The 16208-nt window shown below is 35.4% G+C and carries 15 protein-coding genes and 1 tRNA gene; 5 read left to right on the top strand and 11 right to left on the bottom strand.

Going from position 1 to position 16208, the window contains the following annotated elements; translation table 11 throughout:
- Positions 1–3: 3 nt before the first annotated feature.
- Positions 4–1272 (top strand): MFS transporter, encoded by a 1269-nt coding sequence (locus tag QLS97_RS03470; protein WP_282714270.1) that lies wholly within the window; start codon positions 4–6, stop codon positions 1270–1272.
- A gap of 148 nt (positions 1273–1420) precedes the next feature.
- Positions 1421–1777, top strand: coding sequence for a hypothetical protein (locus tag QLS97_RS03465; RefSeq protein ID WP_282714269.1), 357 nt, complete (start codon positions 1421–1423; stop codon positions 1775–1777).
- 3 nt (positions 1778–1780) lie between these two features.
- On the opposite strand, the gene QLS97_RS03460 is transcribed toward QLS97_RS03465, so the two are convergent.
- From QLS97_RS03460 to QLS97_RS03450, 3 genes are all read right to left on the bottom strand, one after another.
- Positions 1781–2533: a UDP-2,3-diacylglucosamine diphosphatase gene (locus QLS97_RS03460; RefSeq protein ID WP_282714268.1), complete on the bottom strand. Its 753-nt coding sequence runs from the start codon at positions 2531–2533 to the stop codon at positions 1781–1783.
- A 4-nt stretch (positions 2534–2537) separates the two neighbouring features.
- Positions 2538–3002 (bottom strand): 6-pyruvoyl trahydropterin synthase family protein, encoded by a 465-nt coding sequence (locus QLS97_RS03455; protein ID WP_282714267.1) that lies wholly within the window; start codon positions 3000–3002, stop codon positions 2538–2540.
- A gap of 262 nt (positions 3003–3264) precedes the next feature.
- A complete protein-coding gene (locus tag QLS97_RS03450; RefSeq protein ID WP_282714266.1) occupies positions 3265–4032 on the bottom strand; it encodes an enoyl-CoA hydratase/isomerase family protein in 768 nt (255 codons plus the stop codon).
- Positions 4033–4157: 125 nt separating this feature from the next.
- Between QLS97_RS03450 and QLS97_RS03445 the strand changes: the two genes are divergently transcribed.
- A tRNA-Ala gene (locus QLS97_RS03445) sits at positions 4158–4231 on the top strand.
- Positions 4232–4319: 88 nt separating this feature from the next.
- Here the strand turns inward: QLS97_RS03445 and mtgA are convergent.
- Both mtgA and QLS97_RS03435 read right to left on the bottom strand, forming a co-directional pair.
- On the bottom strand, positions 4320–5066 hold the full coding sequence (gene mtgA / locus QLS97_RS03440; RefSeq protein WP_282714265.1) for a monofunctional biosynthetic peptidoglycan transglycosylase: 747 nt from the start codon (positions 5064–5066) through the stop codon (positions 4320–4322).
- Positions 5066–6178, bottom strand: coding sequence for an NAD(P)/FAD-dependent oxidoreductase (locus QLS97_RS03435; RefSeq protein ID WP_282714264.1), 1113 nt, complete (start codon positions 6176–6178; stop codon positions 5066–5068). Before QLS97_RS03435 ends, mtgA begins: the two co-directional genes overlap by 1 nt.
- 234 nt (positions 6179–6412) lie before the next feature.
- Between QLS97_RS03435 and QLS97_RS03430 the strand changes: the two genes are divergently transcribed.
- Both QLS97_RS03430 and QLS97_RS03425 read left to right on the top strand, forming a co-directional pair.
- Positions 6413–8314 (top strand): S9 family peptidase, encoded by a 1902-nt coding sequence (locus tag QLS97_RS03430; RefSeq protein WP_282714263.1) that lies wholly within the window; start codon positions 6413–6415, stop codon positions 8312–8314.
- 112 nt (positions 8315–8426) lie between these two features.
- Entirely contained in the window at positions 8427–10856 is a 2430-nt protein-coding gene (locus tag QLS97_RS03425) for an ATP-binding protein (RefSeq protein WP_282714262.1), read from the top strand.
- Here the strand turns inward: QLS97_RS03425 and QLS97_RS03420 are convergent.
- The 6 genes from QLS97_RS03420 to QLS97_RS03395 all read right to left on the bottom strand — a co-directional run bounded on the left by QLS97_RS03420 (position 10853) and on the right by QLS97_RS03395 (position 16142).
- Positions 10853–12199 carry a sigma-54-dependent transcriptional regulator gene (locus tag QLS97_RS03420; RefSeq protein ID WP_282714261.1) on the bottom strand — a complete coding sequence of 449 codons (1347 nt, stop codon included), beginning with the start codon at positions 12197–12199 and terminating at the stop codon, positions 10853–10855. The two genes, QLS97_RS03425 and QLS97_RS03420, sit on opposite strands and share 4 nt — an antisense overlap.
- A 118-nt stretch (positions 12200–12317) precedes the next feature.
- Positions 12318–12608 carry a hypothetical protein gene (locus QLS97_RS03415; RefSeq protein ID WP_282714260.1) on the bottom strand — a complete coding sequence of 97 codons (291 nt, stop codon included), beginning with the start codon at positions 12606–12608 and terminating at the stop codon, positions 12318–12320.
- Between the two features lie 29 nt (positions 12609–12637).
- Complete coding sequence (locus QLS97_RS03410; protein ID WP_282714259.1) at positions 12638–12934, bottom strand: hypothetical protein; 297 nt, start codon at positions 12932–12934, stop codon at positions 12638–12640.
- A gap of 263 nt (positions 12935–13197) precedes the next feature.
- Positions 13198–14544, bottom strand: coding sequence for an acetyl-CoA carboxylase biotin carboxylase subunit (gene accC, locus QLS97_RS03405; RefSeq protein ID WP_282714258.1), 1347 nt, complete (start codon positions 14542–14544; stop codon positions 13198–13200).
- A 96-nt stretch (positions 14545–14640) separates the two neighbouring features.
- The gene (gene accB, locus QLS97_RS03400) at positions 14641–15120 is read right to left on the bottom strand and encodes an acetyl-CoA carboxylase biotin carboxyl carrier protein (protein ID WP_131914828.1); all 480 of its coding nucleotides are present in this window, start codon (positions 15118–15120) and stop codon (positions 14641–14643) included.
- 23 nt (positions 15121–15143) lie between these two features.
- Entirely contained in the window at positions 15144–16142 is a 999-nt protein-coding gene (locus tag QLS97_RS03395) for a beta-ketoacyl-ACP synthase III (protein ID WP_282714257.1), read from the bottom strand.
- Positions 16143–16208: the final 66 nt, after the last annotated feature.

Genomic DNA, 16208 nt, shown 5'->3' with positions numbered 1-16208 from the left:
GTTATGAAAAAAAAAGACCCTTACTCAGCCCTGCGTTATAAAGAATTCAATATTTTTTTGTTATTGCGTTTTGCTATGGTTTTTGGCTGGTCCATGCAGTTTATCGTCATTGAGTGGGAAGTATATAGTTTGACCAAAAATCCGTTATCGTTAGGAATCATCGGATTAATGGAAGTCATTCCAGCAATTTCGATGGCTTTGTTTGCCGGACACATTGTTGATCAAAAGGAGAAAAAAGGATTGCTTTTCAAATGTATTTTAGGGTTTTCAATCATTAGTTTGGGCTTGTTTTTATTTACGTGGCCACCATTCATAAAAGATTTTTCTACCCAAACTATTTTATACTCCATTTACTTTTTCGTGTTTTTAGGAGGATTGGTTCGCGCTTTTCTTGGCCCTACGATATTTTCTCTTTTGGCGTTGATTGTTCCTAAAAAAATATATCCAAATGCTGCCACTTGGAGCAGTTCAGTTTGGCAAATAAGTTCCGTTTTAGGTCCTGCAGTAGCCGGTTTTTCCATCAATTGGATTGGCGTTCACTGGTCAATGTCCATCGTTTTGGGATGTTCACTTTTTGCGTTAATCGCTTTAACCCAAATTGCAACGAAGCCTATTTTGAATCCAAAAATTGGGGAACCTATTATGGAAAGTTTGAAAGAAGGTGTGAAATTTGTTTTCAACAATAAGACGATTTTAGGCGCTTTATCATTAGATATGATTGCCGTTCTTTTTGGTGGAGCCGTTGCTTTATTACCTATTTTTGCACAGGATATTTTGAAAGTAGGGCCGCAGGGATTTGGTGTTTTGAGAGCCGCTCCTGCTGTTGGCGCTTTTTTGATGTTGATAATCTCCGCTTATATTCCTTTTACTAAAAATGCAGGCATGAAACTGCTGTCGGCAATTTTTGCGTTTGGGATTTGTATTATCGTTTTTGGACTTTCCTCTATTTTTTGGTTGTCCGTAGCGGCTTTATTTTTAAGCGGTGTTTTCGACGGAATTTCGGTGGTGATACGCCAAACTATTTTGCAATTGAAAACACCAGATCACATGCGAGGCCGAGTTGCGGCTGTAAATTCTATATTTGTAGGTTCCTCTAATGAATTGGGTGCTTTTGAAAGCGGCTTAACTGCAAAGCTAATGGGAACTGTTAGCGCAGTCGTCTTTGGCGGAAGCATGACACTAATTACCGTATTTCTAACCGGAGCCGTATCGCCTACTTTTAGAAAACTGGACTTACAAAAAGATATTGAAGAACACGAAAAGAGCGAGTAATAAATAGTTTTTTTAGAAAAAAAAACCTCCTATAGCCAGTCGGTAAAATAATCTCAAGATTACTTACCGACTTTTTTATGCCTTTTTTATGTTTTATTATTTAGAACAAATATAAATAATACTTATATTTGTTTCAAACTGATGACACATGCAAGAAATAAAACAAATATATCATAACAATTTAGGTACTTCTTTTTACTGGAGAAAGGATAATGGCATTGTATTGGACAAAGTCCAACTGGTTTTTAGAGAAATGGGTTTTTATTTTACCCAACAGGAACTGCAACTATTTAAGCGCTGTATTGAGGACAGCTATATCCAAAATAAATGCTGCGACGATTGTGCACTAAAAAATAAATGCCACAAATTTTTACTAAAAACACCTTGTTCCCAAATTGATTTAGCCGTTTCCATGGAAGAATTAGATGCCGTAAAAGACTTGGTGGAAGGTACTTTGTTTAAAATAAATCTGGATGAATATTTGTATGGAGAGGGAATGAATTAGGGCTTAATACTTTTTAATCTCAAAAGTCTCGCCATCAAAAACGCCATAGGTAAAATACGTAATCCAATCACCCAGATTCACATACTCGGCATTTTCTCCTACGGTTACTTTCATAGGCAAATGACGGTGTCCGAAAATAAAGTAATTGTAGTGTTTGGTTTCTAGTTTTCTTTTGGAATAAAGGATAAGCCATTCGTTGTCTTCGCCAAGAAAAGTCACATCTTCATCACCAGAAATAAGTTTGTTTTTTACGGAAAGGTATTGTGCCAATTTCACACCAATATCCGGATGAAGCCATCTAAAAAGCCATTTAAAAAACGGATTTGTAAATATCTTTTTCATGCGTTTGTATCCTAAATCGCCAGGACCTTTTCCGTCACCGTGGCCAATAAGGAATGTTTTATCCCCAAAAGTGTATTCTTGATTGTCATGAAATACGGGAATATTCAGTTCTTTCTGGAAATAATCTTCCATCCATAAATCATGGTTTCCCACGAAAAAATAAACAGGAATTCCGCTGTCTCGGATTTCGGCGAGTTTGCCTAAAATACGAATAAAGCCTTTTGGTACTACGGTTTTGTATTCGAACCAAAAATCAAATAAATCACCCAATAGAAAGATAGCTTCGGCATCGCCTTTTACCTCATCGAGCCAAGCCACAAATTTTTGTTCTCTCGGAAAACTCAATTCGGGTGTTGGTGCTCCAAAATGCTGATCGGAGGCGAAATATATTTTTTTGTTATTGGGTAATTGCATGAAGTTACAGTATGGATTTCATATTATCACTGGCAAACCATTCTGCAAAAGAAGATTCGGTTTCTTGTAGTTTTAAGGAAAAAAGAGTAATTCCTTCCGGTAATCTTCTGATGATTCTTTGAGAAAAATCAACTACCATATTTTCGCTTGTTGGTTGGTAATCTACCAAAATAACGTGGTGTCCGCGGCTCATTAATTCGTTTGCCAATTCGATATGCGGCGTTGTTCCGTTGAAAACAGTCGCATGGTCAAATTGATCTACAATTTCTTCTTTTACAATTTTCTTTAAATCCGTAAAGTCAATCACCATTCCAAATTTCACATTGGAACGATCCGTAATTGGAGTTCCAATCACCGTTACTGACAATTTATAACTATGTCCGTGCACATTTTTACATTTCCCGTCATAGCCATATAAGGCGTGTCCGGTTTCGAAACTAAATTGTTTTGTAATTCTGATATTGCTCATCGGAGTTTAATTTTGATGCAAATTTAGCAAATTGATATGAGAAATGAGATGTAAATCTTTCCCCTCCCCAACCCTCCCCAAAAGGGAGGGAGATAGGATGGAATTATTTTGTTTGTAATCTGAATTTGATAATTCCCAAATGTTCTAGCCCTGATGGAAACGGCATCCTTTTTATAAGGTGATTTTTCTTCACCTTATAAAAAGATATAGTGAACAGCAGGAAATAGCTCCTGAAATAAATTCAGAATAAATCCTGAAAAAATTACTTTTTGAATTGGGACAACGCTTTTCTGGTAAAATCAGACAACACCAATTTACCCGAAATCGCGGCGCGCTCCAACAACAATGTATCCCAATGTTGCGTTCCGTCCCACAAAACCTTTTTCATTTCGTGTAAAGCTTCGGGATTATAACTGGATAATTTAGCGCTGAAATCAGCTATTGCGGCATCGAGCGCTTCGATGGTTTCAAAAGTATTGGCGTACAATCCTTTGGCTGCAGCCCAATCAGCGGTTTTCCATTCGTGGGCTGCGAGCGTCATTTCGGCCATTGCCGTCTTACCGATTTTCTTGGAAACTACAGGTTCTATCACAAAGGGACCTATTCCGATTGCCAATTCCGATAGTTTTATTGATGCGTTTTTTGTCGCCAATGTATAATCACAAGCGGAAGCAATTCCTACGCCGCCGCCAACTGCTTTTCCGTGAACGCGACCAACAATAAGCTTGGAACACGAACGCATTGCATTGATTAAATGCGCAAATCCGGAGAAAAACTGGGTTCCTGCTGCTTCATCAGAAACAGCCAAAAGTTCATCAAAAGAAGCTCCTGCACAAAAAGCTCCCGAGCCTTCGCTTTGAATAACAATCACCGAAACGGCTGGATTCGTGCTCAAAATAATGAACTCATTCGTTAAACGATCCAACAATTCTCTTGGAAAAGAATTACTCGAAGGGTGACCAAATGTAACGGTTGCGATTTTATTTTCGATTGTTGTGAGGAGCGAACCTGTTGGGTTTTCTGATACCATAGCGGGGATTTTGATGTAAAGTTAAAAAAAGTAAAGGAGGATTTGGCTTTTTTTCAAATAGAATGGATTTGCTTTTTGAAATTTGCTTTTTGGGAAATTTATATGTTATATTTGCGCTCTAGTTTGGGGGATTAGCTCATTTGGCTAGAGCGCTTGCCTGGCAGGCAAGAGGTGATCGGTTCGAATCCGATATTCTCCACAAAATAAAACCGTAAAATCTTTTAATTAAGAGTTTACGGTTTTTTATTTTCAGAAATTGTTTGATTGTGTTTCTGAGGTAAGAAAAACTATTTTGAATAGTCTATTTTCCCTACTTGTCGCATCACACGAACGATTTTAGCTTTTCGTCTGTTGATATACGAAGAAGAACTGGTCGCCGAATATTTTCTTGGATTAGGTAATATTGCGGCAATACCTGCGGCCTGCATCGGCGTGAGACTGGAAGCTCCTTTTCGATACCAATGTTCTGCGGCTGCCTGTGCTCCATACACACCATTTCCCATTTCGATACTGTTCAAGTACACTTCCATGATGCGTTCTTTTCCCCAAATAATTTCAATCAGAACCGTAAAATACGCTTCAAGTCCTTTTCTCAAATAACTGCGGCCTTGCCAAAGGAAAACATTCTTGGCTGTTTGTTGTGATATGGTACTTCCACCCTTTATTCTTCGGCCTCTTTCATTGCTTTTATACGCTTTTTGCATTGCGACAAAATCAAAACCATTGTGTTTCAGGAACGTTCCATCTTCACTGGCGATTACGGCTTTTTGAAGATTCATCGAGATGTTTTCAATAGGTTCCCAGTCATGGCTGAAAAAAACTTCTTTCCCGGTAGCTTTGTTTTCAATCGCCCGAATCACCATTAAAGGCGTAAACGGAACCGGAACAAATTTAAAAAGTACCACAAAAAACAAAGAGAGTCCAAAGAACCATAACAATGCTTTGAATAAAAAACGGGTTAGTTTGCTCATAAAAGAGGTGGATTCTTTTTTAACGGGTTGTCTTGATTTTCTTGGTGTTATTTTCGTTGCCATTATACTAAATCTGCTAATTCTGTTCCAATTAAACTTCCTATTGCTACTCCCATTCCGCCCAATCGTACGCCACAATAGACATTCTCGGACAGTTGTGAAACAATGGGACTTTTGCTGTTGCCAATACCCATGATGCCACTCCAACGGTGTGCAATTTGGAAATCCTGATGAGGCAAAATTACTTCTTTTAATAATTGTTCCAATTTTTTTTGGACGATTTCTGTTTGCCCAAATTCTGCTGTGTTCTCCGTCTCAAAATCCAGGTTTCTTCCTCCGCCCAGTAGTATTCTATCCCCAATATTCCTGAAATAATAATACCCTCTATCTAAGTGAAAAGTCCCTTTTATGTCTAAATTTTTAATAGGCTCCGTAATTAAAACCTGTGCTCTTGCTGGTTTTACGGCTCCATTTGTCAATGTATGGGCAAAACCGTTCGTAGCAAACAATATTTTTTGGGTACTAAAACTGAAATCGCCAAGAGCCACTTCCACTCCATTCCCTTTGTCGAAATAAGAGGTAACAGTTTGTTGGTTTAAAATTAAAATATTTTTAGAAACCGCTTCTTTCAACAACGCCTGCATCATATTTCCGGTATCTATTTGTGCTTCAAAAGGATTGAAAACCAAATATTCCTGTATGCCGTTGAACCCAAAACGGTCTACTTCCTTGGCAAAAACATCCGCTTTGAAAAGTGGTCTTAAAATTTCATTGATAAACGGTAATTTCCCGACACACTCACTGTAACAACTTTCGTCGTCTTTTAAAAACAACTCATAACCGCCATACGGTTTGAAATCTATCGTATCATCACCGAGTCTTTTTCGTAACAATTGCAAGCCTTTCCATCGTTTTTGAACAAGATGAATCACTTCTTCTTCCGAATGGGATTTCAAATCATCTATGATTTCTGAGAGGCTTCCGAAACACGCAAAACCGGCATTTTTAGTACTCGCTCCTTGCGGTAATATTCCTTTTTCCAACACTAGAATTTTGCTTTCCGGGAATCTTTCGCGCAAGCGTAATGCAGCATGTAAGCCTACAATACCGCTTCCTACGATGGTATAATCTACATCAGTAAACCAGTTTTTTAACTCCCAATAGCTCAAATCCATGTTTAGATATTTTTCATAAAAATAATAATTTTTTGGAGCTAATCCCGCTATCCGTTGCAAATAAATTCACTGAACTCCAATTAAAATAAAAGTAGTGTGAAGTAATCTTTTATTTTATAAAGAAAAAAATAAAAGGATTTCCACTGTTATCGGGGCTAAAAAGCAAGTGTTAAAAACGAAAAAACATCAAATTAAATTGGCTAATTTTATAGCTTGAAAAAATCAATTATTAAAATGAAAAAAATACTGCTTATTCCTTTATTAATGATGAGTTTAAATGCTATGGCACAAAATGTAATGACTCCAGAGCTGCTTTGGAAATTAGGAAGAGTAACTCCTTTAGGCATTTCCAAAGATGGAAAGAATGTAGTTTACAAAGTAACAACTCCTTCTGTTCAAGAAAACAAATCGGATACAAAATTCTACACTTTGCCCGTAAATGGTGGAAATCCAACCGAAGTAAAAGATACCGCAGCCCTATTAAAAGATAAAAATACTTCTCCAGACGGGAAATATATCGTTTACAATGAAGAAGTAAAAATCGAAAAAATTCACGGAAAAGATTTTTATCCGGAACTGGAAAAATCAGACGTTCAAATCTACGACGGATTGAATTATCGTCATTGGGACACTTGGAACGAAGGCAAATACAACCATGTTTTTTACAAAGAAAATAAAGAAGGTGCAACGGGAATTGACATTCTGAAAGGCGAAAATTTCGACAGCCCACAAAAACCTTTTGGTGGAGACGAAGATTATATTTGGTCGCCAGACAGCAAAAGTATCCTTTACATAAGCAAGAAAAAAGCAGGAACGGATTATGCTGTTTCTACCAACACCAATATTTTCGAATACAATTTGGAAACGGGAAAAACTAGCAATAAAACTGAGGAAAACCTCGGATATGATACCGCCCCACAATTTTCTCCTACAGGAAATTTGACTTGGTTGCAAATGAAACGAGACGGTTATGAAGCCGATAAAAATGACCTGATGGTGAGTTTCAAAGGAATGAAAATGAACTTAACGGCCAATTGGGACGGAACAGTTGATCACTTTATATGGAGTGGTGACGGGAAAAAAATCTATTTTGTGGCACCGATAGACGGTACAAAACAATTATTTGAAGTTAATTTTCCAGGTCTTACCAAAATAGCAATTACCGTTCGCCAAATTACTACCGGAGAATTTGATGTCAATGATTTAGTTGGTTTTTCTGGTGACAACATTATTGTAACGAGAACTGATATGAATCATGCGGCGGAAATTTTTTCCTATAATTTAAAGAAAAATACTTGGAAACAAGTATCGAATGTCAATTCGGCAACTTATAATTCTTTGGCGTTAAGCAAAACAGAAAGAAGATATGTAACTACTACGGACGGCAAAAAAATGTTAGTTTGGGTCGTTCTTCCTCCTAATTTCGATGCTTCAAAAAAATACCCAACGCTTTTGTATTGTCAAGGTGGACCACAATCTCCATTGACACAATTTTATTCCTACCGATGGAATTTACAGTTGATGGCTGCTAATGGTTATATTGTTGTTGCTCCAAACCGTCGCGGCATGCAAGGTCATGGCGTGGAATGGAATGAGCAAGTCAGCAAAGACTGGGGCGGACAAGTAATTGATGATTACCTATCGGCGATTGATGATGTGACGAAGGAGAAATATGTTGACGCGACACGTTTAGGATGTGTTGGCGCCAGTTACGGTGGGTATTCTGTTTTCTATTTAGCCGGAATGCACAACAATCGATTCAAAACGTTCATTGCCCATGATGGTATTTTTAATACACAAAGTATGTATGGAACTACAGAAGAAGTTTTCTTTACGAACTGGGATTTTGGCGGCGCCTATTGGGAAAAAGACAATGCTGTTGCACAAAAAGCTTACACAAAATTCAATCCAATGACGCTGGTAGAAAAATGGAATACACCTATTTTAATTATTCAAGGCGGAAAAGATTTTCGTGTACCTACTGGACAAGGACAAGAAGCTTTTCAAGCGGCACAACTACGAGGAGTAAAAAGTAGATTCTTGTATTTCCCAGAAGAAAATCATTGGGTATTAAAACCTCAGAATGCTCAGGTTTGGCAAAGTGAATTTTTCAAATGGTTGAAAGAAACCTTGTAAACTAAAACTTAAAGAAAATAAAACCTCACATTCCAGTGGGGTTTTTTGTTTGTATCAAAAACATTTTGAATAACTTAACTTTAAACGCTTTTGTAATTTTTATCTTTGAAAAATGGACAGTAAAAAAAGTTATATTCCGATAAAAGTTTTCATAAGTTACCTAGTGCTGGCGTTACTTTTTGTAAGCGTAGGCTGGTTTTTATATACTGAAAATAAGAGCTTTTCTAAAACTGAAAATAGAATTACTGAGGAAAGCAGCACTATTTTGAAAGTGAGCAACTTACTATCCAACATGCATAAAACGGAAAGTTTAGCCCGAATCGCAATTCAAACAGAATCAGAGGAAGATTTTAAAAATTACATTAACAAAACTGCATCTTTAAAATCAGATATTGATTCTTTAAAACTACTGGTTTCTACTCCCTATCAAATCACTTTATTGGATAGTGTTAAATATTTATTGTCCAAAAAAACTAAAAACATACAGCAACTAAAAACGATAAAAAACAAAACCGAAGACGAAACTTCTGTAAAAAACGCTATTGATGATTTGACAAAAATGGAGTCTTCGTTGCGAAAACTTCAATTGGAAGATTTTGTAAAATACCCTTCGGAAATGGGGCAATACCAGCGAAATGTACTTAAAAAGTATGTGGCTTATTTGAATCAAAACATTCCCGATGACAGCACCAATACATTAAGTAAAAAAGCTTCGGATTCTATTTTAATGGCTTCCAAAAATTTGCTGAATGACGTAAAAAAAGAAACCGCTAAAAAGAAACAATTATTAAATCAGGAAGAAAATAAACTGCTGCAAAATGAACTTTCGATATCCGACCAATTAAGAAAAGTACTCAATATTATCGAACGCGAAATTATTATAAACACAACCAAAAGCTATTCAGACCGAGAAAATTCCCTAAAAAAAACAAACCAAATTGTTACCACAGCCGCAATAATTGGATTGTTGCTGACCTTGTTCTTTTTGATTATTATTTTAAATGATTACTCCAAAACCCAATCCTATAAAAAACAACTGGAGGTAGCAAATTCAAAAACAAAAAAACTCTTAACGAGCAGAGAACAACTTATTTCGACAGTAAGCCACGACTTAAAAACACCATTGAGCACTATTGTTGGTTACACGGAACTGCTGGGGAATTCTGACTTAAATACCAAACAATTGTATTTTACTAAAAACATCAAAGGATCCTCCGATTACATTTCACAATTAGTACAGGATTTATTAGATTTTACTCAAATTGAAGCTGGAAAAATTACCATAGAAAAAATTCCATTTTCGTTATACGACATCATTAACGAAGTCGGAAATAGTATTCAATCCGTTTATACGCAAAAACAAATTGAACTGATTATAGAAATTGATCCTAATCTTAAAAAAAGAATCATTGGAGATCCATTTCGACTAAGACAAATATTGTCTAACATTATTGGAAATGCTTTCAAATTTACGGAGAAAGGATTCATAAAAATTGAAGCCAAAGTTCATTCAGAAACGAATACAATAATTATCCTAATTGAAGATTCCGGCATTGGAATAGAAGAAAAAAATCAACAATTAATTTTTGAAGAATTCACACAAGCCGATGAAAATATTGAAAAAAAATATGGCGGAACGGGTTTAGGACTTACCATCTCTAAAAAAATGACGGCTATTTTAGGTGGTGAATTAAGTTTAAAAAGCGACCTGAACAAAGGAAGTATTTTTCAGATCCAAATCCCATTACAATTTGACGATGCGATTCAAAAAGAATCAAATAACAATCCATCAGAAGAAGAATTTACCGCAATAATTATTGATGATGACGAGAGTTTATTAAAATTGACAACAGAAGTTTTAAAACAGCATCGCTTCAATGTAATTCCATTTAACAATGCGAGCGAAGCACTTCATTGGATCAAAAACAACACTTTTGATTTCATAATTACGGATATTCAAATGCCGGTTATGGATGGTTTTTCATTTTTAAAAGAACTCCAAAACACACCCGACTCTAATTATCAAAAACAACCCGTAATAGCGGTAACCGGAAAAAGTGATTTGGATTTAGAGAATTATAGAAAAGCCGGATTTACAACCGTTGTCAGAAAACCATATTCGCCCAAAACACTACTTAAAATTATAAAAGCAATCTTGAATAATGACGAAATTCCTATTGGATTGAAAAACAGAATCGATTCTAGAAAAACTGATAAGCTCTATTCTTTAAAAGCATTGAAATCATTTTTGCCCAATGAAAAAGAGGCTTTAACTGAGGTTTTAGAATCGTTTATGACAAGCACCAAAGAAAATTTAGGGAATTTAAATCGGGCAGTTTCAGCAGAAAATTTTATTGAGATTAAAAATATAGCCCATAAAATGGGGCCAATGTTCAAGCAAATTCAAGCCAACGAAATCAGTACCATATTAGATCAATTAGAGCTGAACGATTTTACAATTGCAGTAATTAAAATTCATTCTGAGAAGTTAAAAGATAAAATTGACAGTCTTTTTACTCTTTTGCAAAAGGAATTAGACTAATTAATATCGTAACGATTTAATTTATTATATAATGTTTTTCTGTTGATTTTAAGCAATTTTGCCGCTTCAGATTTGTTGTTATTCGTTTGATTTAAAGCCTCAAGAATGGTTTCTTTCTCATTTTCAAACAAAGAAAAATCGGTTGTTTTTTTGTCTTCATTTTGAAAAAACTCCATAGGAAGTGCCATTTTTTCAATAAAATCTCCTTGCGATAAAAGTGTTGCTCTTTTAATACAATTTTGAAGTTCCCGAAGATTTCCTGGCCATCTGTAGTTTTGAAAAATAGTCATGACTTCAGAAGAAAATCCGATGACATTTTTATTCAATTCCTGATTTGACTTTTCAAGAAAAAAATCTGAAAAGATCATTAAATCTTCATTTCTCTCGACTAATGACGGGGAATGAATTGAGAATTCGTTGATTCTATGGTATAAATCTTCCCTGAAATCTCCATTTTTAACCGCTTCACGCAAATCTTCATTTGTGGCGGTAATGATTCTGATATCGACTTCTATTTCTTTATTACTACCTACGGGTTTTATTTTTCTTTCCTGCAAAGCTCTCAAAAGCTGAATTTGATTCTCATAAGACAGATTACCTATTTCATCCAGAAAAATAGTCCCCCCGTTTGCCGCTTCAAAAAAACCAATTTTATCTTGGATTGCTCCAGTAAAAGATCCTTTAATATGCCCAAAAAATTCACTCGCTGCTAATTCTTTTGGAATGGAACCACAGTCAACGGCAATGAAATTAGTGTTTTTTCTGGAGCTATTTTGATGAATACTTTTTGCAATGACTTCTTTTCCAGTTCCGCTTTCGCCAATAATTAAAACCGACATATTTGTCGGACTAACTAATTGTATGTATTCGGCAAGCTTTTGGGACGCTTTAGAAATCCCTTTAACGAATTCGCCGGTAGCTTTTTTTACACTTTGTTTTCCAATTTTTGGTGCGGTGACAGTTTGATTTAACTCCGTGTTATTTGAAATTTGCAAAGCATTGGTAATAACTAATAAAACTTCTTCAGGATTAAATGGTTTGGAGATATAATCAGCAGCACCATTTTTTATAGCTTTCACAGCTGTACTCACATCAGAATATCCTGTCATTAGTATTATAGGAACATTTGGGTGAGTCAATTTTATTTCTGACATAAGTGCAATCCCATCAGAATCGGGAAGTCTTAAATCCGTAATGACCAAATCGAATTCGTTGCTCTTAATTTTGGATTTTGCTTCTGCACCTGAAAATGCTGCCGTTACATCGTACGATTTTTTTATTAGAAATTTTTCTAATAATTTACAAAAGGCAACATCATCTTCAATCAATAAAATCTTAGCCATTACGTTTTAACTTTAAGGCTAAAATAAAGTTATTAAATTTGTATTTTCATAATTTTATGCAAAAAAAGAGAGACTGTTACAAACAATCTCTCTTTTTAAAAACAAAAACTCACCTAAATTATTTATTTATCCAGTTCCCATTGGCATCCGCATAAACAGTAGCTTTCTGGCTTCCAACTGTAATTTCTAATTTGTATTCTTTCTTTGCATTTATATATGCTTTTCCAAGAACTGCTCCTGGATGTGCTGTTTCCAGTGCCTTTTTGACAGCATCTGGAACTGTTTCTACTTCAGTATATCCTTCTTGAAATAATGAGGATTGAACTTGAAAATTCTGATTTGAAACTGTAGTCGCAAATGCTGACAAACTCCCTAAAACGATTGCTGCTGATATCATTAACTTTTTCATACTATTTATTTTAATTGATTATTATAATTTTATTTTTGAATCCATTTCCCAGCTGCATCTACAAAAAGATTTCCTTTTTTATCCCCAATGGTTACATCTAGTTTATATTCTTTGGTAGCATTTACATATGCTTTGTCAAGAACAGCACTAGGATAAGCCGTTTTTAATGCCGCTTTTATTGCTTCAGGAACCTCTTCTAATTTTACTTCAGTGTATTCCTCTTGAATTGATACTGTTTTGACAACCTCATTAGTTGCAGGAACAGTGCTTGCAAATGTTGATAAACTTCCTAATAGAATTGCTGCTGATAAGATTAACTTTTTCATAGTATTTAAATTTTAATTATTTATTTGTTATTGTTACTTAAGACAAAGAAATAATTATACCAATCATTTAAAGCAAGGCACCACATCGTTAATGCATTTAAAAACAACGTTTTAAAAATATTTACTGAATTCAAAACACATGAAAGATGTATAGATACTGGGGCAAAGTGTATAATTATTATACAGTTTCGCGTAGTCTCAAAATATAATAAACAAAAAAACCTTGCATCGCTGCAAGGTTTTTACTTAAATAAAAGTATTTTTTATTCCGGATCGTTCATTTTGAAAGTATCCATAAATGCGGTAGTGTACTCTCCTGCAATATAACGAGGATCGTCCATTAATTGTCTATGAAACGGAATGGTAGTTTTTATTCCTTCGATTACAAATTCATCCAAGGCTCTTCTCATTTTACTAATCGCTTCCTCACGAGATTGGGCAGTAGTAATAAGTTTTGCAATCATTGAATCGTAATTTGGCGGAATAGTATACCCTGAATACACATGAGTATCTAAACGAACTCCATGTCCACCCGGCATATGTAATGTTGTAATTTTTCCTGGAGAAGGACGGAAATCATTATAAGGATCTTCTGCATTAATTCTGCATTCGATCGCATGTAATTGTGGCAAGTAGTTTTTACCCGAAATAGGTATTCCTGCTGCAACCATAATTTGCTCACGGATTAAGTCATAATCAATAACCTGCTCCGTAATTGGGTGTTCTACTTGAATACGGGTATTCATTTCCATAAAGTAGAAATTACGGTGTTTATCAACCAAAAATTCTACCGTTCCAGCACCTTCATATTTGATGTATTCGGCTGCTTTTACAGCTGCTTCACCCATCTTTTCACGTAACTCATCTGTCATAAATGGAGATGGAGTCTCTTCCGTTAATTTTTGATGACGTCTTTGAACGGAACAATCTCTTTCAGAAAGATGACAGGCTTTCCCATAAGAATCACCTACAATTTGAATCTCGATATGACGTGGCTCTTCGATTAATTTCTCAAGGTACATTCCGTCATTTCCAAAGGCTGCCGCAGATTCCTGACGTGCATCTTCCCAAGCTTTCAACAGTTCCTCTTCTTTCCAAACAGCTCTCATTCCTTTTCCACCACCACCAGCAGTTGCTTTAAGCATTACTGGATAACCAAAATCTCTCGATAATTGTAAGGCTTGGTCATACGATTCTAAAATTCCTACCGAACCTGGAACACAAGGAACGCCTGCTTCAATCATAGTCGATTTTGCGGAAGCTTTATCCCCCATTCTATCAATCATCTCTGGAGAAGCTCCAATGAATTTGATACCATGTTCTTGACAAATTTTAGAAAATTTAGAATTTTCAGAAAGGAATCCGTATCCCGGATGTATTGCATCTGCATTTGTAATTTCGGCAGCGGCAATAATATTTGACATTTTTAAATAGGACAAGTTGCTTGGAGGTGGCCCAATACAAACCGCTTCGTCAGCAAACTTTACATGTAGACTTTCGGCATCTGCAGTAGAATAAACAGCTACTGTTTTTATACCCATTTCCTTGCATGTTCTAATTACGCGTAACGCAATTTCCCCTCTATTGGCAATCAATATTTTTTTAAACATCTATTTTGAGTTATCAGTTATGAGTTATGAATTTTCTAAAATTAAGACTGATGATAAAAACCAATTCATAATTTATAATTCATAATTTATAATTCCTTATGATGGATCTACTAAGAATAATGGTTGGTCAAATTCTACTGGTGACATATCGTCAACTAATATTTTTACAATTTTACCAGAAACTTCAGATTCAATTTCATTAAATAATTTCATGGCTTCAATTACACAAAGCACATCACCTTTAGAAATTGTTTTTCCTACTTCAACAAACATTGGTTTGTCTGGAGATGGTTTTCTATAAAAAGTTCCAATGATTGGAGATTTTATGGTGATATAGTGCGCATTTTCTACTACTGGAACTTCTGGAGCCGCTGCAACCGGAGCAATTTGTTGCGGAGCTACTGCTTGTTGAAGTGTAGCTTGAGCTGGCATTTGTTGAACATACGTGGTTTCAGTTACATTTCCTTCTAAAGTTGTTCTGATGGTAATTTTCACATCATCCATCTCTAATTTAACTTCTGCAACTCCTGAATTTGCTACAAACTTGATTAGATTTTGAATTTCTTTTAAATCCATAATTATTTGTTTTTAGTTTAAATTTATTTTTTATCGTATGCCCATTTTAGGTAAATAGATCCCCAAGTGAATCCTCCTCCAAAAGCAGCTAAAATTATCGTATCTCCTTTTTTGAATAAATGTTCAAAATCATTAAGGACTAATGGTAAAGTCGCAGAAGTTGTGTTTCCGTATTTTTCAATATTCATCAGTACTTTAGAATCTTCTAAATTCATTCTATTTGCTGTTGCATCGATAATACGTTTGTTGGCTTGATGCGGAACTAACCAATCTACATCTTCATTGGTCAAATTATTTCTTTTCAGAATTAATTCACTTGAATCAGCCATATTGGTTACAGCATATTTAAATACCGTTTTTCCGTCTTGAATAATATTGTGTTTATTATCTCTTACCGTTTCGTAAGAGGCAGGAAGTAGAGAACCACCAGCATCAATTTTTAAAAAATCTCTTCCGATTCCATCACTGCGCAAGTATTCGTCTTGCAATCCTAATCCTTCATAATTAGGCTCAAACAATACTGCTCCAGCTCCGTCTCCAAAAATGATACAAGTTGATCTATCCGTATAATCTACGATAGAAGACATTTTATCAGCACCAATTAAGAGTACCTTCTTATATCTTCCGGACTCTATATAAGCTGCTGCCGTTGACATCCCAAATAAGAAACTGGAACATGCTGCTTGCAAATCATATGCAAAAGCATTTAAAGCTCCTATTTCGGTTGCTACATATACACCTGTTGAAGCAACTGGCATATCTGGCGTTGCAGTTGCCATTATCAACAAGTCTATTTCTAGAGGATCGATATTGGCTTTAGCTAATAAATCTTGTGCAGCTTTTATGGCTAAAAAAGAAGTTCCTTTACCCTCTTCTTTGAGGATTCTTCTTTCTTTTATTCCTGTACGAGAGGTTATCCACTCGTCATTGGTCTCTACCATGGCCTCAAGAGCTTTGTTAGTTAAAACAAAGTCCGGAACATAGGCTCCAACAGCGGTTATTGCGGCTGTAATTGTATTCATTGTATGCGATTATTTTTTGTCAAATGTTGCCATTTGAAAAATTTTTAAAAGACTTGAAAATTACAA

Origin of the sequence: Flavobacterium yafengii (assembly GCF_030010375.1) — a bacterium.
GTDB classification, from domain to species: domain Bacteria; phylum Bacteroidota; class Bacteroidia; order Flavobacteriales; family Flavobacteriaceae; genus Flavobacterium; species Flavobacterium yafengii.
The sequence above is the reverse complement of the archived record's forward strand: the minus strand, read 5'-3'. Positions and strand labels throughout refer to the sequence as shown.

What these genes read in the sequence shown, in the direction of transcription:
- QLS97_RS03470 (WP_282714270.1), top strand. Translation starts at nt 4, where the DNA reads ATGAAAAAAAAAGACCCTTACTCAGCCCTGCGTTATAAAGAATTCAAT.
- QLS97_RS03465 (WP_282714269.1), top strand. Translation starts at nt 1,421, where the DNA reads ATGCAAGAAATAAAACAAATATATCATAACAATTTAGGTACTTCTTTT.
- QLS97_RS03460 (WP_282714268.1), bottom strand. Translation starts at nt 2,533, where the DNA reads ATGCAATTACCCAATAACAAAAAAATATATTTCGCCTCCGATCAGCAT.
- QLS97_RS03455 (WP_282714267.1), bottom strand. Translation starts at nt 3,002, where the DNA reads ATGAGCAATATCAGAATTACAAAACAATTTAGTTTCGAAACCGGACAC.
- QLS97_RS03450 (WP_282714266.1), bottom strand. Translation starts at nt 4,032, where the DNA reads ATGGTATCAGAAAACCCAACAGGTTCGCTCCTCACAACAATCGAAAAT.
- mtgA (WP_282714265.1), bottom strand. Translation starts at nt 5,066, where the DNA reads ATGGCAACGAAAATAACACCAAGAAAATCAAGACAACCCGTTAAAAAA.
- QLS97_RS03435 (WP_282714264.1), bottom strand. Translation starts at nt 6,178, where the DNA reads ATGGATTTGAGCTATTGGGAGTTAAAAAACTGGTTTACTGATGTAGAT.
- QLS97_RS03430 (WP_282714263.1), top strand. Translation starts at nt 6,413, where the DNA reads ATGAAAAAAATACTGCTTATTCCTTTATTAATGATGAGTTTAAATGCT.
- QLS97_RS03425 (WP_282714262.1), top strand. Translation starts at nt 8,427, where the DNA reads ATGGACAGTAAAAAAAGTTATATTCCGATAAAAGTTTTCATAAGTTAC.
- QLS97_RS03420 (WP_282714261.1), bottom strand. Translation starts at nt 12,199, where the DNA reads ATGGCTAAGATTTTATTGATTGAAGATGATGTTGCCTTTTGTAAATTA.
- QLS97_RS03415 (WP_282714260.1), bottom strand. Translation starts at nt 12,608, where the DNA reads ATGAAAAAGTTAATGATATCAGCAGCAATCGTTTTAGGGAGTTTGTCA.
- QLS97_RS03410 (WP_282714259.1), bottom strand. Translation starts at nt 12,934, where the DNA reads ATGAAAAAGTTAATCTTATCAGCAGCAATTCTATTAGGAAGTTTATCA.
- accC (WP_282714258.1), bottom strand. Translation starts at nt 14,544, where the DNA reads ATGTTTAAAAAAATATTGATTGCCAATAGAGGGGAAATTGCGTTACGC.
- accB (WP_131914828.1), bottom strand. Translation starts at nt 15,120, where the DNA reads ATGGATTTAAAAGAAATTCAAAATCTAATCAAGTTTGTAGCAAATTCA.
- QLS97_RS03395 (WP_282714257.1), bottom strand. Translation starts at nt 16,142, where the DNA reads ATGAATACAATTACAGCCGCAATAACCGCTGTTGGAGCCTATGTTCCG.